Source organism: Methylobacterium sp. JK268 (assembly GCF_054052225.1).
Genome location: NZ_JBSVZN010000034.1, coordinates 61,466 through 82,717 on the forward strand (window position 1 = coordinate 61,466; position 21,252 = coordinate 82,717).

At 70.9% G+C, this 21,252-nt stretch carries 18 protein-coding genes; 8 read left to right on the forward strand and 10 right to left on the reverse strand.

Features of this window, described 5'->3' with window-relative positions:
- Positions 1-13: 13 nt before the first annotated feature.
- A complete protein-coding gene (gene fliF, locus ACW9J6_RS27655) occupies positions 14-1,633 on the reverse strand; it encodes a flagellar basal-body MS-ring/collar protein FliF (protein WP_457119557.1) in 1,620 nt (539 codons plus the stop codon).
- 564 nt (positions 1,634-2,197) lie between these two features.
- Entirely contained in the window at positions 2,198-2,482 is a 285-nt protein-coding gene (locus ACW9J6_RS27660) for a hypothetical protein (RefSeq protein WP_457119558.1), read from the reverse strand.
- Between the two features lie 201 nt (positions 2,483-2,683).
- Here ACW9J6_RS27660 and ACW9J6_RS27665 point away from each other — a divergent pair, with 201 nt between their 5' ends.
- The 5 genes from ACW9J6_RS27665 to ACW9J6_RS27685 all read left to right on the forward strand — a co-directional run bounded on the left by ACW9J6_RS27665 (position 2,684) and on the right by ACW9J6_RS27685 (position 6,336).
- On the forward strand, positions 2,684-2,896 hold the full coding sequence (locus ACW9J6_RS27665) for a hypothetical protein (RefSeq protein WP_457119559.1): 213 nt from the start codon (positions 2,684-2,686) through the stop codon (positions 2,894-2,896).
- Between the two features lie 145 nt (positions 2,897-3,041).
- Positions 3,042-3,473, forward strand: a complete 432-nt coding sequence (locus ACW9J6_RS27670; protein WP_457119560.1) for a hypothetical protein — start codon at positions 3,042-3,044, stop codon at positions 3,471-3,473.
- Positions 3,474-3,615: 142 nt separating this feature from the next.
- Positions 3,616-4,239: a periplasmic heavy metal sensor gene (locus ACW9J6_RS27675; RefSeq protein WP_457119561.1), complete on the forward strand. Its 624-nt coding sequence runs from the start codon at positions 3,616-3,618 to the stop codon at positions 4,237-4,239.
- A gap of 157 nt (positions 4,240-4,396) precedes the next feature.
- Positions 4,397-5,092, forward strand: coding sequence for a response regulator (locus tag ACW9J6_RS27680; protein WP_457119562.1), 696 nt, complete (start codon positions 4,397-4,399; stop codon positions 5,090-5,092).
- Positions 5,089-6,336 (forward strand): sensor histidine kinase, encoded by a 1,248-nt coding sequence (locus ACW9J6_RS27685; RefSeq protein WP_457119563.1) that lies wholly within the window; start codon positions 5,089-5,091, stop codon positions 6,334-6,336. Before ACW9J6_RS27680 ends, ACW9J6_RS27685 begins: the two co-directional genes overlap by 4 nt.
- 296 nt (positions 6,337-6,632) lie before the next feature.
- Here ACW9J6_RS27685 and ACW9J6_RS27690 read toward each other — a convergent pair whose 3' ends face one another.
- Positions 6,633-6,959: a hypothetical protein gene (locus ACW9J6_RS27690; protein WP_457119564.1), complete on the reverse strand. Its 327-nt coding sequence runs from the start codon at positions 6,957-6,959 to the stop codon at positions 6,633-6,635.
- A gap of 14 nt (positions 6,960-6,973) precedes the next feature.
- Positions 6,974-7,939: a hypothetical protein gene (locus ACW9J6_RS27695; RefSeq protein WP_457119565.1), complete on the reverse strand. Its 966-nt coding sequence runs from the start codon at positions 7,937-7,939 to the stop codon at positions 6,974-6,976.
- Positions 7,940-8,397: 458 nt separating this feature from the next.
- Here ACW9J6_RS27695 and ACW9J6_RS27700 point away from each other — a divergent pair, with 458 nt between their 5' ends.
- A complete protein-coding gene (locus tag ACW9J6_RS27700) occupies positions 8,398-9,522 on the forward strand; it encodes a helix-turn-helix transcriptional regulator (protein ID WP_457119566.1) in 1,125 nt (374 codons plus the stop codon).
- A gap of 269 nt (positions 9,523-9,791) precedes the next feature.
- Here ACW9J6_RS27700 and ACW9J6_RS27705 read toward each other — a convergent pair whose 3' ends face one another.
- The gene (locus ACW9J6_RS27705; RefSeq protein ID WP_457119567.1) at positions 9,792-13,229 is read right to left on the reverse strand and encodes a hypothetical protein; all 3,438 of its coding nucleotides are present in this window, start codon (positions 13,227-13,229) and stop codon (positions 9,792-9,794) included.
- Positions 13,230-13,453: 224 nt separating this feature from the next.
- Here ACW9J6_RS27705 and ACW9J6_RS27710 point away from each other — a divergent pair, with 224 nt between their 5' ends.
- On the forward strand, positions 13,454-13,918 hold the full coding sequence (locus tag ACW9J6_RS27710) for a peroxiredoxin (protein WP_457119568.1): 465 nt from the start codon (positions 13,454-13,456) through the stop codon (positions 13,916-13,918).
- Positions 13,919-13,997: 79 nt separating this feature from the next.
- Positions 13,998-15,206: a peptidoglycan DD-metalloendopeptidase family protein gene (locus tag ACW9J6_RS27715; RefSeq protein ID WP_457119569.1), complete on the forward strand. Its 1,209-nt coding sequence runs from the start codon at positions 13,998-14,000 to the stop codon at positions 15,204-15,206.
- A gap of 32 nt (positions 15,207-15,238) precedes the next feature.
- Here ACW9J6_RS27715 and prfB read toward each other — a convergent pair.
- The 5 genes from prfB to ACW9J6_RS27740 all read right to left on the reverse strand — a co-directional run bounded on the left by prfB (position 15,239) and on the right by ACW9J6_RS27740 (position 20,987).
- Positions 15,239-16,367 (reverse strand): peptide chain release factor 2 gene (gene prfB / locus ACW9J6_RS27720; protein ID WP_457119570.1). Its coding sequence is split into 2 segments (ribosomal slippage): positions 15,239-16,297 and positions 16,299-16,367, totalling 1,128 coding nucleotides; the frame shifts between segments, so codons are not numbered across the junction.
- Positions 16,368-16,443: 76 nt separating this feature from the next.
- Positions 16,444-16,740, reverse strand: a complete 297-nt coding sequence (locus tag ACW9J6_RS27725; RefSeq protein ID WP_457119571.1) for an addiction module antidote protein — start codon at positions 16,738-16,740, stop codon at positions 16,444-16,446.
- Positions 16,733-17,038, reverse strand: coding sequence for a type II toxin-antitoxin system RelE/ParE family toxin (locus ACW9J6_RS27730; protein WP_457119572.1), 306 nt, complete (start codon positions 17,036-17,038; stop codon positions 16,733-16,735). The genes ACW9J6_RS27725 and ACW9J6_RS27730 overlap by 8 nt, the downstream gene beginning before the upstream one ends.
- Before the next feature lie 84 nt (positions 17,039-17,122).
- Entirely contained in the window at positions 17,123-19,549 is a 2,427-nt protein-coding gene (locus ACW9J6_RS27735) for a penicillin-binding protein 1A (RefSeq protein ID WP_457119573.1), read from the reverse strand.
- A gap of 148 nt (positions 19,550-19,697) precedes the next feature.
- On the reverse strand, positions 19,698-20,987 hold the full coding sequence (locus ACW9J6_RS27740; RefSeq protein WP_457119574.1) for an N-acetylmuramoyl-L-alanine amidase: 1,290 nt from the start codon (positions 20,985-20,987) through the stop codon (positions 19,698-19,700).
- Between the last annotated feature and the right edge of the window lie 265 nt (positions 20,988-21,252).

A 21,252-nucleotide genomic window follows, 5' to 3' on the forward strand; every position in this document is an offset into this window, starting at 1 on the left:
TCGTGCGGTCGTCTCAGCGGTCGTTGATCCAGCCGCGCAGCACCTCGGCGGTCTCGATCGGGTTCTGGCGCACGATGTCGGCCACGCGGGCGATCGTGTCGGCGTGGATCTTGCCGTTGACCTTGGCGTGCTCGACGAGCTGGCGGGTCGGGCTCTCGGCCGCCGGCGCCTCGATCGCCGCCTCGCCCGCCCCGGGCAGGGCCGCGACGCCGGCGAGCGCGAGGTCGGGGGACACCTCGACGGGGATGACCCGGCGGATCAGCGGCCGCAGCACGGCGAGCACCACCACCAGCGTCAGCAGCGCCAGCACGGACAGTTCCACGAGGCGCAGCACGTCCTCCTTGGTCGGATGCATCAGCGAGGCCAGCAGGCCGTCCTCGGGCAGGTCCGCCGGGGGGGCTGCGGTCTCGGCGAAGCGCAGGTTGGCGACCTCGACCTGATCGCCCCGCCCCTTGTCGTAGCCCACCGCCGTGCGCACGAGGGCAGTGATGCGGTCGAGCTCGGCCTGCGGGCGCGGCACGTAGACGGGCCTGCCGTCCGGCCCCGGCGCGTAGGTGCCGTCGATCACCACCGCCACCGAGAGGCGCTTGACCCGCCCGCCCTCGTTCACCTCGGTCCGGGTCGTGCGCGAGATCTCGTAGTTCGTGGTCTCCTCGTTCTTGTTCGAGGCCTCGCGGGTGCCCGATTGCTGGGTGTTCTCCTTGGCGCCCGGCAGCTCGTTGCCGACGCTGACGCCGGTCTCGCCCGCCCCCTGCGAGTTCGAGGCCTCCGAGCGGGTCTGGCTCGAGCGCACGACGCGGCTCTCGGGATCGTAGGTCTCGGAGCGGCTCTCGACCCGGGCCGCGTCGAGTTCGGCCGCGACCTGGACCCGGGCGCGCCCCGCCCCGACGATGCCGGCGACGATGCCCTCGACCTGGGCGCGCAGGCGCTGCTCCAGGGCGGCCTGGCGCTCGTCGAGACCGAGCGCCGCCTGCGCCTCGTCCTGGCCGGCGCCGTCCGCCAGCAGCCGCCCGCGCTCGTCCACGATCGAGATCCGGTCCGGCTTCAGGCCCTCCACCGAGGAGGCCACGAGGTGGCGCACCGCCCGCACCTGCCCGGCATCGAGGTCGCCCGCGATCTTCAGCACGATGGCGGCGCTCGGCGATTCGCGGTCGCGGTTGAACAGCCGCTTCTCCGGAATCACGAGGTGGACCCGCGCCGCCTGCACCCGGCCGATCGCCCGGATCGAGCGGGCAAGCTCGCCCTCCAGCGCCCGCAGGTGGTTCACGTTCTGGACGAAGCTCGTGGAGGAGAAGGCGTCGCCCTTGTCGAAGATCTCGTAGCCGACCCCGCCGGCGCTCGGCAGGCCCTTGCCGGCGAAGTCCATCCGCAGGCGCGCGAGGTCGGGACGGGGGGCGAGGATCGTCTGCCCCATGTCGCCGCGCGTCTCGTAGCGCACGCCGCGGGCCTCCAGGTCGCGGATCACCGCGGAGGCGTCCTGCACCGAGAGGTCGGCGTAGAGCACACCCATCTCGGGGCGCGAGACGCGCAGGATCACGAAGGCGAAGAAGCCGATCAGGGCGAGCGTCACCGCCGCCATCGCGGCAAGCCGCGCCGGCCCCAGCTTCGCCATCAGATCGAGAACCGGCTTCACGACGCCTGCGACCCGCACCCGGGGCCCGACCGGCCCCTCGGCAAAAATTGCCGAGGCATGGTTATTGGTCGGTTAACAGACCCCGAAACGGGCGATGCCGGGCGCTCGGGCGCGGTGCGACTCCGTCGCAGCGACTAACGCGCGGTTGCCGGAATACCGAGAATACAATGTTCGACCTGCAGCGGGACGGCAGATCTCGGGAGAACACGCCGGCACCCGAGGCTGTCATGACCTGAGCGCGGGAGATTTTATCCTGGCTCCTGACGGACGATCGCCGGGATCACGAGGAATCGGCGTGCTGGGGTGTGCGTGGGGCCGGTCTTGCGGCACCCCGCTTCGGCCGCTTCGGGGCAGCCCTCGACTGGAGGAGGCGACCCGGATTGCTTGGCGGCCGTCGCGCGACGCCCAAAGCCCGTGCGGCGATCGCTCAACGGTGCCGCCTCGAACGCCCCCGCCGCGCGCTCCGGGTGCCGCGCAGCAGGGGCCGGGCCCGACGCGCAAGGCCCGCCTCCCTCGCGGGAGACGGGTCATCGCTGGACCGAAGGAAGGGCCGGTTGGCGGTCCTCAGCAGACCGGGACGCGGCGCCAGCCGATCTGGTAGCCGTTCTCGTCGAAGACCGGGCGGCGCTCGGTGCCGCAGCCGCCGTAGCCGTATCCGTAGGCCGGCTCGCCGTAGGCCGGGACGTAGGCCGGGCGGGCCTGGGAGGCGATGGCGCCGGCCGCGACGCCGAGCACGCCGGCCGCGACGGCGGCGCCGCGCCAGCCGGCCTGGGCCGACGAGGTGGTGGAGGCCGTGGCGCTGGCCAGCGTGAGGGCGGCGACGGCGGCGGTCAGGGTCTTCTTGAGCATGGCACGGTCTCCCGGAGTGAAGAGGCGGTGCTGATCGGGGCGCCGCCGGCTGTTTCCCGTCGCGGCCTCTGCGCCGCCGACGGGTTCTTCACTACGGCAGCCCGGACCCGGCGACGGTGCGGGCCCGCACGCGCTCACGGACCGGGCGAACGATCGGGCGGGAGGCGGGTTGGTCGGAGGAGAGACCCAGCGGAGAGGCCCATGACCCGACCGACCACTCCCTCGTCCGACCCGCGGCCCACCGATGCCGGCGAGACGGGCCGGTCGCTCGCGGACCGGGCCGCCGAGGCGGCGCCGGGTCCGCGCCGGCCCGACGAGAACCTCGCGGAGCGCCAGGACAAGCTTCTCGACGAGGCCTTGGAGGAGACCTTCCCGGCGAGCGACCCGATCGCGCCGAAGCGCATCACCAAGTAGCCCGTGGACGCCGATGAGCCGGCGCCGTCGCGGACGCCCGTCGATGGCGGCGGGGCCGTCGATGTCACACGCGGCGATCCGACCTCGTCATCCGGGGGCGGCCTGCGTCCGCGCTCCTCCCTCTCGCGCCCGGATCGCCTTCCCGATGAACACGCTGCTCGTCGCCCTCCTCACGGCCTACGCGGCCTTCGCGCTCGTCAAACCCGTCTTCCTCTTCGCCCTCCGGTACGACCGGCGCCGGATCATGCTCGACCGGAGCTACGCGGGCCGCGCCCGCGCGACCGCCCGGTCCGACGTCGCGCTGATCGGCCTCTGCCTGGTCCTGGTCGCCCTGCTGATGCTCCGCGGCGCCGAACCCGTGAGCTTCCTCACGGGGCTCCTGGTCGGCATGACGCTGATCCAGGTCTACTTCCACCGCTACTCGGTTCCGCTGACCGAGCGCGAGGCGCCCCCGCCGCCCGTCTCCCCGATCAAGACCCTGTCCTACGCCATCCAGGCCGCGCCGGGCCGGGCCTGGATCGAACTCGCCCTCATCGCCGCCCTGGTGGTCTGGTCCCTGGTGGGCATGCTCGCGTGACCCCGGGCGGCGCACCTCCTCGATGGGCTCCGGCGGCGGAGCGGCCCGTTCACAAAACTTCACATGCGCCGACGAGACGCGAAACGCGGCGGCGTCATGATCCGGCCCGATCGATGCCGAGGGCATCGCGGGAGACACCACCATGACCGACGCGAGCACGACCGGACCGACCTCCGAGAGCGCGCGGCCCGCCGCGGCACCGCGGCGGCGCCTCCTGCGCCCGGCCCTGCTGGGCCTCGGGATCCTCGTCGGCGCGGGGACGGCGGGGTTCGCGCTCGCCACCACCGCCCCGTTCCAGGGCGGGCCGTTCGGCTGGGATCCGGGGCGGAGGCTCGCCGGGCTCCAGTTCATGACGCGGCGCGCCCTCGACGCCGTCGGCGCGACCTCCGACCAGGAGAACCGCATCCACGACACCATCGCGTCGGCCGCGGCCGCGCTCGCCAAGGAAGGCGCCCCGGCCACCGAGATGCGGGAGAAGCTCGTCGCACTCCTGAAGGCCCCGACGCTGGACCGCGCGGCGGTCGAGGCGCTGCGGGCCGACATGGTCCGCAGCCTCGACGCCCGCTCCAAGATCGTCGCGGGCGCCCTGGTCGACGCCGCCGGTCAGCTCAGTGCGGAGCAGCGCACGAAGCTCGCCGAGCGCGTCACGACAGAGATGGAGCAGCGGCGCGCCTCCGGTCTCTGGCGGCGCCCCTGGTTCATGGACGAGCGGCGGCCCGACCGGGCGCCGGGCGGCGGGGCGGACGCGGGGCCCGACCGGAACTGAACCGGCATCCCCATCACCGAGGCGGATCTGCACGACCATCGTCCGCTGAAGGGGATACCGGTTCAGCGTAGACCACGCGGCACCGTCGAACACCTCGCGCAGCGCCCGATTGCAGCGCGAGCGGGCGCTGCGCGAGGACAGGGTGCAGGAGACCGCGATGACCGAACGACTGCTCATGGTCGACGACGACCGGCGCCTCGCCGCGATGGTGTCGGACTACCTGTCGGGCGAGGGCTACGCGGTCTCCCTGCGCTTCACGGCCCGCGAGGGCCACGAGGCCGTCCGGCGCGAGCGGTTCGACGCGGTGATCCTCGACGTGATGCTGCCCGACCTCGACGGGTTCGAGCTCTGCCGGCAATTGCGCACGCAGTCCGGCGTGCCGATCCTGATGCTGACCGCCAAGGGCGAGGATACCGACCGCATCATCGGCCTGGAGATCGGCGCCGACGATTACCTGCCGAAACCGTTCAACCCGCGTGAGTTGCTGGCGCGGATCCGCGCCCTGCTGCGTCGTCACCGGGCGCCCGACGAGGCCGCGCCCCTCGCGTTCGGACGGCTGCAGATCGATCCGGGCTCGCGCACCGTGCGCGTCGACGGGGAGGAGCGCCGGCTCACCAGCCGCCAGTTCGACCTCCTGCTCGTCCTCGCCAACCATCCGGGGCGGGTGCTGAGCCGCGAGCGCCTGATGGATCTCCTCGGAGGCGACGAGCGGGACGCCTTCGACCGCTCGATCGACGTGCATGTCTCGCGCCTGCGCGCGCTGATCGAGGACGACCCGCGCGCGCCGCGGCGCCTCATCACCATCCGGGGCGCCGGCTACGTCTTCGCCCGCCGACAGGACCACGAGCCGTGAAGTCCCCGCGCCGCCGGCTGTTCTGGAAGATCTACCTGACCCTGCTGGCGGGCCTCTTCGGCTCGGCCTTCGCCATGGCGACCCTGTGGTGGGTCGTCGGCGAGACGCCGACGCGGCGCCTGGAGACGCTGGAGGCCCGGATCGCGACCGAGGCTGCCGCCCTCGCCGGGCCGGTGGCGGAGGCAGAGCCGGCTCTGCGGCGCCTCGGGGCCGCCTTCGGGGCCGACGTAGCCCTGTACGCGCGCGGCGGCGCCCTGCTGGCCGCCTGGGGCACCCACGCCATCCTCCTCGGCGACGAGGCCGGCGGTCCCCGGATGCGCTGGGTCCTGCGCACCGCGCTGCCGGACGGGCGGACGCTGCTCGTGAGCGCCCATCCCTCCCCGGGCACCCGCGTCGCGCGGATCGCGGTCCTGGCCCTGATGGTCGCCGCCTTCGTCGGGCTCGCCGCCCTGCCGGTGACGGCGCGACTGACCCGGCGGCTCGAACGGCTGCGCTCCGGCCTCGCGCGCTGGGGCGAGGGCGACCTGCGCGTCCGCGTCGACGAGCGCGGCGGGGACGAGGTCGCCGCGCTCGCGCGCACGTTCAACGTGGCCGCGGGGCAGGTCGACGCCCTGCTCGACGCGCAGCGGACGCTCCTGGCCAATGCCAGCCACGAATTGCGCTCGCCGCTGGCCCGCCTCCGCCTCGCCGTCGACCTCTGGTCCGACCGCCCGGACGGACCGGCCCGCGCCGAGATCATCCGCAACCTGGCCGAGCTCGACGCGCTGGTCGAGGAGATCCTGCTGTCGAGCCGGCTCGATCACCGGGGGACCGGCGGCGAGCACCGGGAGAGCGTCGACCTCCTCGCCCTCGCGGCGGAGGAGGCGGCGCGCATCGGTGCGGAGGTGGAGGGCGCGCCGGTCACGGTGTCCGGCGATCCCGCCCTCCTGCGCCGCCTGATGCGCAACCTCCTGGAGAACGGCGTGGTCCACGGTGCGCCGCCCGTCCGCATCCGGGCGGAGCCGACCGGGGCCTCGGCGCGCATCGTGGTGAGCGATGGCGGCCCCGGGATCCCGCCCGAGGAACGCCAGCGCGTGTTCGCGCCCTTCTACCGCCCGCGGGGGCGCGACGAGCGGGCGGGCGGATGGGGCCTCGGGCTCGCCCTCGTCCGGCAGATCGCGGAGCGGCACGGCGGGTCGGTCCGCTGCGAGGGCTCGGACCGCGGCGGCAACCGGTTCGTCGTCGAGATCCGGCGCGATCCCTGACGGAGGCGCGCGGGAGCCGGTCGGCCTAGAGTCAAAATCTAATCAGCTTGACCATGCGAGGGACTGCTTTCGACCCTGAGCGGTCCTTCGCGGTTGATGCCAGGAATGTCCGGTTGCGAGGGTTTTTCGGACATTTGATTACGTAAAGGTTTCCTGACATCCGAGGGCGAGTGGCGCTGTCGCGTCAGGTGTGTCAACCAATGTGTGTTTTCGAAGTGTCAGGAGAACGGTCGTTTTGTTGACATAAAAGTCCGCGATCGCCGGCACGGGCTCCGTAGCAAAGGTGGCGGACAGCGTTATTGGCGCCGTTCAATACGAGGCAGTGATCTGATCTGCGCCGGTTCAGGAGCGTGCGTTATGGCTGCCGCCGAGCGCGCCAATTCCTCGGACGGGCGCGGCCAGGGGAGCAGGCATTGCCGGATCAGGCTGACGAGCATGGCTTCGTAGCGCTCGTCCGGGTACTCGCGATAGTAGACCTCGAGGATCCCGGCCGTGTCGCCGAAGCTCATCGGCAACTCGACTGAGGACAGTGAACACTCGCAGCCTCGCTGGCGCGTTGCTCGGCACTCCGCCGTGAGGTCGCTGGCTTGGGTGCTCATCGCCGAAGCGAAAAGCGTCATCATCACCGCAGCACCTCTCATGTCGCACTGCTCCGGGCGGTGCGGACGCGAGCGGCCCGGGCACGTAGCGCAAAGGTGCTCTTGAGCACGAGCGGCAGGCTGAGAACCGGGATCACGCAGGCGGCGATATAGGCTTCGCTCGGGGCGGCGAGTGTCGTCCCGGCTGCCGCCCAGGCGAGCGTCACATTCCGGTTGCCGCTCACGAGCCCGACCGTGAGCGCGTCCCGCCCGCCCCAGGGTGCAAACAGCGCGGAAGCGGCAGCTCCCACACCAAGATTGACTGCCACGGCCGCTGCCACATAGGCGGCGAACTCCTGCGGTGAAGCGGCGAGTTGCGTGCGCACCCCGTGCGTGACCGCGAGACCGACGATCATGAGGCCGATCACTGCCACCCCAGCGGCTGCCACGGCACTGGGTAGAACATCAGCGAGATGTGCACGCCAACGGCGAGTCAGGGCGGACAGGAGTGCTGCCGCTCCGACGATGAGGAGCAGGCGCAACGCGAGCCGCCCCACGTCGAGCGAAACCTCGGCTCCAAGCAGGGCTGCCAGGAGCGGCATCAGGGCGGGTGCGGCGGCCGTGAGCAGGATCGAGGCGGTCAGGGCAAGGCGTGGGCTCAGGCCGAGCATGGTCGCGAGCGCCGCCGCGCTGCCGACTGGCGGCGCCACGACCGACAGGACCACGCCCGAGTACAAGGCTGGATCGAGGTGGAGGGGCACGAGAAGCGTGACGATGAGGAGCGGTACGCCCAGTCCGATCCAAGCGAGTGCAAGGATCAGACGTGAGCGGCTCAAGCCCTTCTCTGGTGGCGAGAGGGTTGCCGTAAGGAACGAGCCGAGCGTGAGAAGGAAAGCAGAGATAGAAAGTAGATCGTGAGCATAGCTCGCCAGATCACTCGAAACGGCACCGGCCGCTAGGGCCAGAACGAGCAGCAGAGGTCCGTGCCGTCCCAAAGCTGACAGAGCGACACCGATACTGCTCATGTCTGACCCCATTCGAAGGAATTGCAGATCAAGCTGATGACTGCCGATGCGTGGATGCGCTCAGTAGCAGGTGCGAGAACAACAGATCACAAACACAGCCATTGATCACCTGCGCACTTTAGTCAAACACCTTGCCGTGCATTGCGTCCTCCACCGTTTGGAGGAGGTGCGGCAAGCTGCCTCGCTTCCTGTACAGTAGCGTATGTCAAGCACTCAGAAGACCGCGGGCACAACGCTGCACGTCTGATCTTGGTCAGTTCTGCCAAGTCATAAATCAGGCGGGTGCAGTTGGTGATGCGAAGTGAGCAAACTCAACCGTGGCAGGCATGGCGCGCCACATGCGCATGGATCCAGCCTAGCTATTGTAGGAGTTTGGGGGTAGGCTTCAGTCGCCAAGTAAAATAACGGACATCGCAGATGAACAGCTGTTCACTCATTCGGAAGCGAGCCGGCGTGTCTTGCGTGATGACCATCGTATCACAATGAGAGCAGATCCAGCCTTCTCCGATTTGATCGGCCGTGTGTATGACTGCGCATTGGATGTATCTCGCTGGCCAGGAGTGCTGGAGGAACTGACCGCGATTGTCCGTGGTACAATGGCAGAGATCGCGATCTACAACCCCATCAACAACCAGTCCGAAATTGCTGCTCATTGGGGATGGCCAGATGATCTTCTCAAGCTTGTCCAGGATAATATGCATTTAAACCCAATAGCACCGCTTGGACTTGTTCTTCCGCTTCTCGAGCCCGTCTGCAAAAGCCGCGACGTCTACATGCCAAGTGAGGCATTTCATGCGAGTATATATTGGAAAAAATGCTTTGCCAATCGCGACCATTTCGATTATCTCACTACACCCCTGACACGAAGCACGACACAGTTTGGCTTTTGGGGGGTGTCTGGAGGGCGCGCACGAGGCCCTTTCAGTGATGAGGATATCGAGTTCGCGCGACTAATCTCGCCACATATCCGGCGGGCCGTCACGATCACGGGCATGCTCAAGCACCAGCAGGTCGAGGCCGGCACCCTGCGTGGCGCACTCGATGCGATCTCGGCCGCTGCTGTCATTCTGGCTCCGGGCGGCCGCATCATGTTCCGCAACGCTGCGGCGGAAGCTGAACTTGAGCGAGGCAGCACGGTGCAGGAGCGCCAAGGGCGGCTGACTGGCGCAACACCGGATGGGATACGGCTCGTAGCGAGTGTGACAACATCAAGCGGGAGCCCAGGGCGGGACATGCGCTTGATAGAGACCGAAGGGCGGGTACTCCATGCATCCTGGGTCGCACTGAAAAAGGTGAGCGAGGCAGCTGACGAGCCAATCTTGCTCCTCCTGCGCGAGCCGGAAAAGGAACTGGTCACGCCGCTATCAGCCGCAGCAACTTTGTTTCGTCTCACCCCTACTGAGTTACAAGTATTAGCACAGCTACTCCATGGGCGGACCTTAGCAGAGATCACCAAGATTCTCGGCATCGCGATGTCGACGGTAAAAACCCACCTCAATACTTTGTTTCATAAGACTGATACGGCGCGTCAGGCTGATCTACTGCGTGTGGTACTTGGCCTTGGGTCGCCTTTACAAAAGTAGCCAATGCTTGCGTTAACGTATGTCATCGAGCTGACATTGAGCAGAGACATTGGTTCCACACGTCGCCCTTATGCGAATCAGCGTGAGTGTTGCCATAGCGGCTATCGCAGGTCGCGAAGGGCTGCTGTCGGGTGTCGAGCGGCCATATCGGTGACCGCGGTCGAAGGTCCGGAAGTGGCGCATTCCTGCCCTTGGGGCGTGCATCCGCGAAGGGCAGAAAACCACCCACAGCAGTCCTTCGCACGGTCAAGCTTATTGAGTTTTTGACCCTAGCGCTCCGGCCGCGGCGCGGCGGCCGCCGCCGGATCGCCCCCGCCCCCCGCCCCGAACAGCTTGCGCAGGAAGCCCGGGGCGATGGCCGAGAGCGGGTTGACCGCCACGTTCGGCGCGCTCATCGGCCCCTTGACCGAGAAGTTGATGCCGAACAGCCCCTCGTTGTGGCCGCCGCCCAGGAGCGGGCCGACGATCGGCACCTGCGAGAAGACGTTGTTGAGCCCGTAGAGCGGCACGAAGGTGCCGCGGATATCCGTGGTGTTGCGGCCCGTGTCGAGGGAGCCGTCGAGGGTGAAGCCCATGGCCGGGCCGGAGATCGCCGCGTCCGCGATGTCGATGCGCGTGCCGGTGCGCACGAATTGCGCGGTCAGCCGGTCGAAGCCGACGTCGTTGGCCGGCCGGCGCGGGGTGCGGCCGCGCTCCTCGGGGGGCGGCTCGCCCTGCGCCATGATCCGGCCGAGCGCCGGCTCGTCACGCAGGGTGAAGGAGCGGATCTGCAGCGCGCCCGCCTGCGGCCCCTCGTTCATGGTGCTCTGGAGGGAGAGCCGCCCGCCCTGCATGCGCCGGTAGATGTCGAGGAAGCGCAGCACCGCGCCGGCGTCGCTCGAATCCGCCGTGAGGACGGCCGGCCCGCCCCGCTCGCCCTTCACCACGTCGACCTTGACGGCGGCGCCGCTGAGGCGCCCGCTGATGCGGGCCTGGCGCAGCTCCTCGCCGCGCAGGGAGAGCTTGAGCGTGGCGTTGGTCATCGCCTCGTCGTTGAAGCCGGTGAGAATCGCGAAGGAGAGATCCGCCTCCACGTCCTTGATCGCGTCCTTGCCGCCGCCCTTCCGGGCCGGGCCGGTGAGGGCCTTCAGGAAGGGGCGCGCATCCGCGACCGCGCCCTTCAGCACGACCCGGTAGCCGCCGCCGCCGCGCTCGACCTGGCCGCGCACGTCGTCGCCGGGCGAGAGCTTGAGGGCGGTGAGGTCGGCCCGCTCCAGGCCGCCCTCCGCCGAGACGACGGCGCTGCCCCGCAGCGTCACCCCGCCGGCGTCGAGGACGATGTCCTTCAGGTCCATCCCGGCGCCCGTGTCGGTGAGGGCGAAGCTCAGCTTCCCGGGCTTGCCCGCCGGCTTGCTCCAGCCCGGGAGGAGGCCGTCCACCGCGGCGCGGGAGAGGTCCGCCTCGACCCGCGCGCTGGTCCGGCCCGGCCGGCCCACCGGGACGACGAAGCGGGCCGGAACAGGCCCGGAGAGGGACGGGGCCGAGGGCAGGCCCCGGCGCGCCCTCGCCGCGTCGTCGAGGGTGAGCGTCACCTGCGCCTCGCCGGGCGCCCCGGCCTTGGGCTGGCGCAGGTCGACGGTCATCGGCGCGCCCGACAGCTTGCCGTCGCCCTTCAGCGAGAAGCCGGCGCGGTCATACGCGAGGGCGAAGCGGCCGCCCTCCAGCCGGTCCTTGCCGACGATGCGCTCCACGGCGACGTCCGCCAGCGTGCCGGACATCACCACGGGCAGGTCCGCGATGTCGGGCACCGCGTTGAGGCTCAACGGGAAGTCGATGCGCAGATCGGCCTGCCCGCGCGCGCCGGCCGGATCGATCTCCGTGGTGGTCAGGCCCCGGAAGAGCTTGGCCTGCAGCAGTTCCGCCAGGGCGTCGATCCCGCCCGTGAGGCGCAGGCCGATCTGCGCGCTGACGTCGTGGGGCACCGCGTCCTTGATGACGAAGGACCCGTCCTGGATCGCGAGCGCCCGCCCGTCCGGCATCCGGATCTCGGCGGCGGCATCGCGGATCGTGGTGTTGCGCCCGGTCACGATCCCGCTGACCCGGCCGCGCCCGAGGGGCGGCGCGTCGGGGGAGATCTGCAGGCCGCCATCGACGATCGAGAAGGCGATCTTGACGGCACTGTCGGGCATCGGGTCGCCGCGGGTCGCCGCGGCGAATTCCGCCTGGGTCATGTCGACCGTGATGTCGAGGCCGTCGAGCCGCCCCCCGCGCAGGTTGTCGACGAGGTAGGTCCGGATCGGCGGCGCGATGTGCTCGGGCCAGAGCCGCAGGGCCGTGCGGCCCTCCGCGCGGTCCGACCGGATCCGCAGGGTCAGGCCGCCCTCGTCGGCGCGGGTTCCCACGGTGCCCTCGATGGAGCCCGCGAAGCTCGGCCCCGCGAGGGTGAGGCGGTCGATCGCCACGCCGTCGTCGCGGCCCGCCAGCGCGGCCTCGATCGTGTCGATCCTCACCGGCGGGTCCCCGTCGACGGCCCCGCGCAGCACCGCGTCCTTGGCCGCGAGGCTGGCCGTCCAGGCCGCCTCCGCCCCGTCGCGCCCGGCCACCCACTCGCCGGACAGCCGCACCGCGTTGCCGGCGCCTCGGTAATCGAGGTCGTCGAGCTTGAGGGCACGCCGCGCCTCGTCCCAGCTCGCCTCGACCGCGACGGATTCGATCGTGACCGGGTTGAAGTCCTTCTCCTCGATCAGCAGGGTCCCCTCGCTCGCCCGCACCCCCAGGGTCATCGTGTCGAGGCGCGGGCCGTGCATGGCGACCGCGGCGCGGCCGGACAGCTTGACGTCGCTGGTGAGGGGCAGGCGCGACTGGCCGGAGAGGAGGAGCAGGTCCGTCGCCGGAAGGTCGTCGAGGGTGAGGATGCCGCGCCGGACATCGCCCTCCCCCTGCTCGACGTCGCCGCCGAAGCGCCAGGAGCCGTGCGGCCCGGTGATGCGCATCTCGAACACCCGCGCGTTGCGCGCCGCGTCGCGGCCGAACAGCCCGTCGACGCGCGGGTAGACGGCCCGCTCGACGCCGGCATCGTCCGTGAGGGTCAGGCGGGCATTGGTGAGCCGGGCGCGGTCGAGGTTGCCGACCACGCCGCCGGCATCGAGGGCGAAGCCCAGGATCGACGCCACCGTGGCGGCGATCGGCGAGACGGTGCCGCGGGTCGCCTCCACGCCCGGGGCCGTCGGCGGCGTCGGGTTCGACGGGTCCGCCGAGGCGGCGATCGACCCGTCCCGGTGGACCACCGCGCGCAATTGCAGGTCGCGGAACTCCACCGAGCGGGGCTGGATCGACAGGGTGAGGAGCGAGGACAGGTCGACGGAGACGAGCGCCAGCGGCGCGCGCACCACCGTCACCCCCTGCGGGTTGCGGATCTCGACGCCCGTCGTGCGCAGGGCCAGCGCCCCCTCGCGGTCGATCTCGACGGCGCTGTCGCGCAGCGCGACCTGCCAGCCGGGCCCGAGGCGGTCGGCGATGGCGGCGGCGAGACGCGGCTCCAGCCACGCGAAGCTCACCGGCCCGCTCGACAGGCGCAGATAGGCGAAGCCGCAGGCCAGCCCGAGGCCCAGCGCGAGGACGAGCTTGAGGACCAGCATGCCCCGCAGGCAGCGCTTCAGGGCCGAGGACCGCCGGACGGGGCAGGCCGCCGACGGCGGGGCGGGGCGGGAGGAGGAAACCTGATCCATGCCTGTCGCCGCTGGAGAAGGTGGACGCGGGTGGGACCACGCTGCACCTTCCCGGCTCGTTTCCTCTCGGTTAAGCCTGCCGCCTGCACCCGTCGCATCCGGCGCCCGCTCCGGGCACCGGGCCGCCGGGATGCGGCGCGGCCTCGCGTTCCTTGTCCCGGAGGTCGCCGCGGCGAACCCGGGATCCACGAGGCACACCATCAATCGGCCGAAAGGAAGGCACGATGCCCCTGAATCCCGGAGAACAGGCCCCCGACTTCTCCCTGCCGGCCACGGGCGGCGAGACGATCAGCCTCACCGCCCTGAAGGGCCGCAAAGCGGTGCTGTATTTCTACCCGAAGGACGACACCAGCGGCTGCACGCTGGAGGCGAAATCCTTCAATGACCTTCGGGACGCCTTCGCGGCGAGCGACACGGTTGTGATCGGGGTGTCGCCCGACACGATCGCCAGCCACGACAAGTTCCGCCAGAAATACGATCTCGGCTTCCCGCTCGCCTCGGACGGCGAGAAGGCGATGCTCCAGGCCTACGGCGTCTGGGTCGAGAAGAGCATGTACGGCCGCAAGTACATGGGGGTGGAGCGCACCACCGTGCTGATCGACCGGGAGGGGCGCGTCGCGCAGGTCTGGCCGAAGGTGAAGGTGCCCGGCCACGCCGACGAGGTCCTGGCCGCCGCCAAGGCCCTCTGATCGCGCCGCGAATCGCGGCGGCTTGCGCCTTTCTTAACCTTAATCGGTTCATATCGGGGTGTTTTCCCGGAACGCCCCGATGTTCACACGCCTCCATCGACCCGGTGTGCCGACCCCCGCCGTGCCCTCGCCCGCGGAAGCGGGCGAGTGGGTCATCCGGCGCAGCACCGCGGTGCTCGCCGGTGCGGCCTTCGTCCTCCTCGCCCTCTGGGCCAGCGCCGCCACGTGGTTCATCGTGTTCCACGACGCGGCCCTGGCGCAGTTCATGGCGCAGCAGAGCACGATGCACTACGCCTACGAGGAGCGGGTGAGCGCCCTGCGCGCCCGGCTCGACCGCGTGGCGACCCAGAAGCTCCTGGAGCAGGACAGCGTCGAGACCCGGGTCGCCGAACTGGCGAGCCGGCAGGTGGCGCTGGAGAACCGGCAGGCGATGCTGCTCGGCCTCGGCGAGGCGGGCGGCGAGCCGGTCACCACCGGCGCCCTCCCCGAGCGGGCGGTCCCGCGGCCCGCCCCGCTGCCGTCGCCGGAGAGCCTCGGCCTGCGCAGCGAGGCGGCGGATCCGGCGCCCCTCCCGGCGGCACCCGCGAGCCTGCCGCTGCGCGTGGCGAGCCTCGAAGGCGCCCTCGATGCCGTGGAGGCGCGCCAGAGCTTCGCCCTGGACCGGATCCTGCGGCAGAGCCAGGGCGAGGCCGCCCGCCTGCGCCGGCTCGTGGCCGACCTCGGACTCGATCCGCACCGCTTCGCCGCGAGCCGGACCGCCGGCATCGGCGGACCGCTGGTGCCGGTGGGCGCCGGGGCCTTCGAGACGGCGCTCGCGCAGGCGCAGCGCAGCGTCGGCGAGCGGGACGACCTGCGGCGCATCGTGCGCGGCCTGCCGCTGACGCGGCCGACGCTCGTCAACGCGGGCGTGTCGAGCCCCTACGGCTACCGGGTCGACCCCTTCACCCGGGGCCTCGCCCTCCACACGGGCGTCGACCTGAAGGCGGAGTACGGCGCTCCCGCCCGGGCGGCCGCCGCGGGCCGGGTGGTCAGCGCCGATTACGCGGGCGGCTACGGCAACATGGTGGAGATCGACCACGGCCACGGGCTCTCGACCCGCTACGGCCACCTCTCGGCCTTCGCGGTCTCGCCGGGCCAGACCGTGGAGGCCGGACAGGTGATCGGCCGCGTCGGCTCGACCGGGCGATCCACCGCCCCGCACCTGCACTACGAGACCCGGATCGACGGCGAGCCGGTCGACCCGCAGCGATTCCTGCGGGCGAGCGCGCTCGCCTTCGCGGAGCGCTGAGAGGAGCGGGATTGCGCCCCGCTCCCCGGCCCTCAGTCGATATCCTCGACCGTCTCGGTCGCGCCGTAGACGCGCTGGGCCAGCGACGCCTCGATGAAGGGGTCGATGTCGCCGTCGAGCACGTCGTCCGGGCTCGTCGACTGCGTTCCGGTGCGCAGGTCCTTCACCAGCTGGTAGGGCTGCAGCACGTAGGAGCGGATCTGGTGGCCCCAGCCGATCTCGGTCTTGGAGGCCGCCTCGGCATTCGCCTTCTCCTCCCGCTTCTTCAGCTCCAGCTCGTAGAGCCGCGCCCGCAGCATGTTCCAGGCGGTGGCCCGGTTCTTGTGCTGGGAGCGTTCCTGCTGGCAGGCGACCACGATCCCGGTCGGGAGGTGCGTGATGCGCACGGCCGAATCCGTGGTGTTCACGTGCTGGCCGCCGGCGCCCGAGGAGCGGTAGGTGTCGATCCGGCAGTCCGATTCCTTCACCTCGATGGTGATGCGGTCGTCGACGACCGGGTAGACCCAGACGCTCGCGAAGCTGGTGTGCCGCCGGGCGTTCGAATCGTAGGGCGAGATCCGCACCAGCCGGTGCACGCCGGACTCGGTCTTGAGCCAGCCATAGGCGTTGTGGCCCTTGATGAGGAGCGTGGCGCCCTTGATGCCGGCCTCCTCGCCCTCGGACCACTCGACGATGTCGACCTTGTACTTCCGGCGCTCGGCCCAGCGGGCGTACATGCGCTGGAGCATGTTGGCCCAGTCCTGGCTCTCGGTGCCGCCCGCGCCCGCGTGGACCTCCAGGTAGGTGTCGTTCCCGTCGGCCTCGCCGGCGAGCAGGGTCTCGATCTGGCGGCGCGCGCCCTCGGCCTGCACGGCGCGGATCTGCTCCTCGCCCTCGCGGATGCTGGCCTCGTCGCCCTCGATCTCGCCGAGCTCGATCAGGGTGGCGCCGTCCTCAAGACCCTGCTCCATGCGCCGGATGGCAGCGACCGCCTCCTCCAGCTCGGTCCGCTCGCGCATGACCTTCTGGGCCGCCTCAGGGTCGTTCCAGAGGTCGGGATCCTCCGAGCGGGCGTTCAGCTCCGCGAGGCGCTTGTCGGCAGTGTCCCAGTCAAAGATGCCTCCTCAGCAGTCCGATCGACTGCTTGGCGGCATCCGAGAGTTGTTCGATCTCGGCGCGCATCTGGTGTGTCGGGGTCCGTGCGATGGGGCGCCGTGATAGCGCCCCGGCGGGGCAGTGTAAACGGAGGGCCGGGGGGTCAGGAGGCGGGGCGCAGGCGAACGGCCGAGACGCCGAGACCGAGAGCCCGGAGAACCGCGAGCGTCGCCTCGAGGCTCGGCGTTCCCCCCTCCTCGAGCGAATGCCGGAGCTGCTCGCCGGGCAGGCCGGCCTGCCCCGGCACCTGGGCCAACCCCTTGGCGCGCGCCGCGGTGGCGAGCGCGGCCGCGATGTGGCGTGCGTCGCCCGTCTCGAACGCATCGGAGAGGAACACCGCGATCGCCTCATCCGACTGCAGCATGTCGGCGAGGTCCAAGTCGAGAATCGTCTCAGCCATCATCCTGACTCCAGGCCGCGGCGAGCCCGATCGCCGTCTCAATGTCCCGCGACTGGCTCGCCTTGTCGCCACCGCAGAGCAGGAGAATGATGTCGGTGCCGCGCTGCTGGAAGTAAACCCGGTAGCCCGGCCCGTAGTGGATGCGCAGCTCGCTCACGCCCGAGCCCACGGGCGCGACGTCCCCGGGAAGGCCGCTCGCCAGGCGCAGGAGCCGCGCCGCGACGATGGCCTTGACCTTGGGATCCTTGAGTCGGCGCTCCCACCGGCGAAACGTCTCCGTCTGCTTGAAACGGACCATGCCGGCTTCCGGGCCTCACGCGGCAACAGGTCGGCACTGACGATCAGGCCAGGACACGGCAGCGGCGGGACGGCCCTTCCCCCGTCAGTACAGCCCGCCCGCCTGCGCGGCCCGGTCCGCGTCGGGCGGCGGTGCGCCCGGGACGCCCGGCTGGGCGGTCGGCGGGGCCGAGTAGCTGTCGGGCGGCGCCGTGCCGGGCTTGAAGGCCTCCAGGATGCTCCCCTCCCCGCCCGAGGCGCGGGTGCCGCTCGCGAGGTTGACCCGGATCAGCTTGATGCCCGGCGGCACCCGGAAGGGCGTCGGCGGCTTGTCGGCGAGGGCCGCCTTCAGGAAGTCGCGGGCGATCGGCGCCGCGAGCCCGCCGCCGGTGGCGCGGTCGCCGAGCGAGCGCGGCTTGTCGTAGCCGAGATAGATGCCCACCGCGAGGTCCGGGGAGAAGCCCACGAACCACGCGTCCTTGGCCTCGTTGGTGGTGCCGGTCTTGCCGGCGAGCGGCTTGCCGAGTTCCTTCAGGATGGTCGCGGTGCCGCGCTGGACCACGCCCTCCATGATCGAGACCATCTGGTAGGCGGTGAGCGGGTCGAGCACCTGCTCGGATTCGTCGACCACCTTCGGCTCGTCCTGGCCCGACCATTTCTCGGCGTCGCAGCCGACGCACTTGCGGTTGTCGTGGCGGTAGATCGTCTCGCCGGTGCGGTCCTGGATCCGGTCGATCAGGGTCGGGCGGATGCGCCGGCCGCCGTTGTCGAGCATCGAGTAGGCCGTGACCATGCGCATGACCGTGGTCTCGCCGGCGCCGAGCGACATCGGCAGGACCGGGAGCAGGTCGTCGTAGACGCCGAAGCGGCGGGCGTACTCGGCGATCAGCGGCATGCCGATGTCCTTGGCGAGCCGCACCGTCATCAGGTTCTTCGAGTGCTCGATCCCGTAGCGCAGGGTGTGCGGGCCGCCCGACTTGCCGTCGTAGTTCGAGGGCGTCCAGGCCTCCTGGCCGGGGCCGGCCTCGATGGTGATCGGCGTGTCGAGGACGATCGAGGAGGGCGTGTAGCCATTGTCGAGGGCCGCCGAGTAGACGATCGGCTTGAAGGAGGAGCCGGGCTGGCGCATCGCCTGCGTGGCGCGGTTGAACTCGCTCTCGTCGAAGGAGAAGCCGCCGACCATGGCGTGGACGCGGCCCGTATGCGGGTCCATGGCCACGATGGCACCGGAGATCTCCGGCACCTGCCGCAGCCGGTAGGCGTTGCCGGCGCCGTCCATGCGCTCGACGTAGACGACGTCGCCGGGGCTCAGCGCCGCCGCCACGCTGCGGCCGGTCCAGCGCACGCCGTCGGCACCGATGATCCCGGTCTCGCGGTCCTTCGAGACCTGGCCCGAGGTCTCGCGCTTGGGCTGCAGGCCGATCTGCGCCCGGCCGCCCGCATTGTCGAGCACGACGGCGAGGCGCCAGGGCTGGACGTCGCCGAGGGAGGCCACCTCCGCCACCGCCTGGCCCCAGTCGCGCCCGGCGAGATCGATCCGCGCCTGCGGGCCGCGATAGCCGCGCGCCTGGTCGTAGCGCACGAGCCCGTCCACCAGGGCCTTGCGGGCCTGGGCCTGCATCTTCGGGTCGAGGGTGGTGCGCACCGACAGGCCGCCCTCGTACAGCTTCTTCTCGCCGTAGCGCTCGGCGATCTCGCGGCGCACCTCCTCGGCGAAGTAGTTGGCGTTGGCGGTGTTGGGCGAGATGCTGCGCGGATTGACCCCGAGCGGCAGCTTGCGCTCCGACTCGGCCTCCTCCTTGGTGATGTACCCGTTCTGGGCCATCAGGCCGATGATCTCGTTGCGGCGCGCCAGAGCGGCCTGCGTCTTGCGGAAGGGGTGGTAGTTGTTCGGCCCCTTCGGCAGCGCCGCCAGGTAGGCCGCCTCGTGGATCGTCAGCTCGTGCACCGACTTGCCGAAATAGTCGAGGGCGGCGGCCGCGATGCCGTGCAGGTTGCGGCCCGGCTGCAGCGTGCCGAGGAAGATTTCGTTCAGGTACAGCTCGAGGATCTTGTCCTTCGAGTAGGTCGACTCGATGCGCAGCGCGATCAGCGCCTCGCGGAACTTGCGGTCGAAGGTCTGCTCGCTGGAGAGCAGGAAGTTCTTGGCGACCTGCTGGGTGATGGTCGAGGCGCCCTGCTTCTTGCCGCTCGATGCGTTGGTGAGCACCGCGCGGATGATGCCCTCGGGGTCGATGCCGCCGTGCTTGTAGAAGTTCTTGTCCTCGGCCGACAGGAAGGCCGCGACCACGATCCGGGGCACCGCCTGGATCGGCAGGTAGAGCCGCCGCTCGCGGGCGTACTCGGCGAGCAGGCTGCCGTCCGCCGCGTGGACGCGGGTCATGACGGGCGGCTCGTAATTGGCGAGCGCCGCGTGGTCCGGCAGGTCCTGGGAGTACTTCCAGTAGAAGTAGCCGCCGACGGCCGCGCCGGCGATGAACATCATCGCGGCGATGCTGAACAGGAAGCCGAAGAAGCGAAGGACAAAGCGCATCCGAACCCGATCCGTCGATGGTGAGCCGCAGGGGCTGCAGGCCGCGCCGCGGCCAGGATATCCCCATCGCGCCGCTTCGGCGAGAGGCGCGCCGCGGCCCGGAGGCCTGGGGAATCGAGGCGCCGACAGGCGCTCATCCACACGGGATCTATGGTGAAACTGGGGCGATGCCCTGCGCGGTCCGGCGCGCGACGGTCGTCGGAGGCGGGGCGGAGCGGGCCGCGAAGAAGGTCTCGATCGCCGCCGCCATCCGGGCCGTGACGGTGGCGCGCCACTCCTCCGAGAGCAGCAGATCGAGGTCGCGTTTGCTCGACAGGTAGCCGAGTTCGACGAGGACCGAGGGCACGTCGGGCGAGCGCAGCACGCGGAATCCCGCCTCGCGGTGGGGCTTGGCGCTCATCTCCATCACCCGGTCGAGCTGGCCGAGCAGCCCCTGGGCGAACCGGGCCGAGAAGCCGCGGGTCTCGCGCAGGGTGAGTTCCTGGAGGATGTCGGCGACGTCGCCCGGCCCCTCGGCGCTGTCGGCGCCCGCCGCCTGGTCGGCCGTGTTCTCGCGGTCGGCGAGGCGCGCGGATTCCGCGTCCGTCGCCTTCTCGGACCCGGTGTAGATCGTCGCGCCCCGCACCTGCGGCGCCGCGGAGATCGAATCCGCGTGGATCGACACGAAGAGGTCGGCCCGCGCCTCCCGGGCGATGCGCACCCGCTCGCCGAGCGGCACGAAGACGTCGCCGTCGCGGGTCATGCGCACCCGCACCCGGCCACCCTGCTCCAGGCGCCGGACGAGGTCGCGGGCGACCCCGAAGACGATGTCCTTCTCGAAGGCGCCGTTCGCCGCGATGGCGCCCGGATCGGTGCCGCCATGGCCCGCATCGACGATGACCAGGGGCCGGGAATCGCCCGGCGCGGAGGCGACCGGCGCCGGCGCGGGGGGCGTCTCGGGCGCCACGGCGGCCCGCCGGAACCCGTCGCGGTCGATGCGGGCGAGGTCGATGGTCAGGAGAGTCGCCCCGTCGCGCTGGTGCGGGGCGCTGGCGACCCGCGCCACGGTGGCGGTCTGGGCGAGGTCGATCACGATCCGCGAGCGGCCCGGCGCGAACAGCCCGTACCGGAACGAGGCGATCAGCCCCTCCCGCCGCCGCCCGGTCTCGGGAGGGAGCTGGAAATTCACCTCGGGCAGATCGACGATCGCCCGGTCCGGTCGCTCCATCACGAAGGCCTTCGCGGCGACGGGCCGGGACAGGACCACGGTGATCCGGGTGCCGCCCTCCGGCGCGGCCCCGACCTCCGCGGCGATCGCCACGGCCGGCGGCTCGCCGGCCCGCGCGGTCCCGGGGACGAGGAGGGAGCCGGGCACGAGGACCCAGACGAGCGCCAGCCACAGGGCCGCCCCCGCCCGGAGGACGGCGCTCGATGCGAAGCGGGCGGCGCGTGTCGGCATGGAATCGAGGCGAATCGGTCGGACCCTGTCCGGTTACGCGATAACCGCGCCATGGTTAACGCGCGGCAAAGCTCCCGCGTGCCGCCGCGCGAGGATGTTGCCTCTCGGTCACAGGCCGGGGCATCGCGCCCGGATCGCCGCCACGGACCGATCGTCGCGTTTCGCCTTGCAAATCCGGATCAACACTCTGTATTGGTACTGACCCCGCCCGTCGCCGCCGGTTTGCGTCGCGGCCCACGGTCCCATCCGGTCTCGTTGCGAGCCC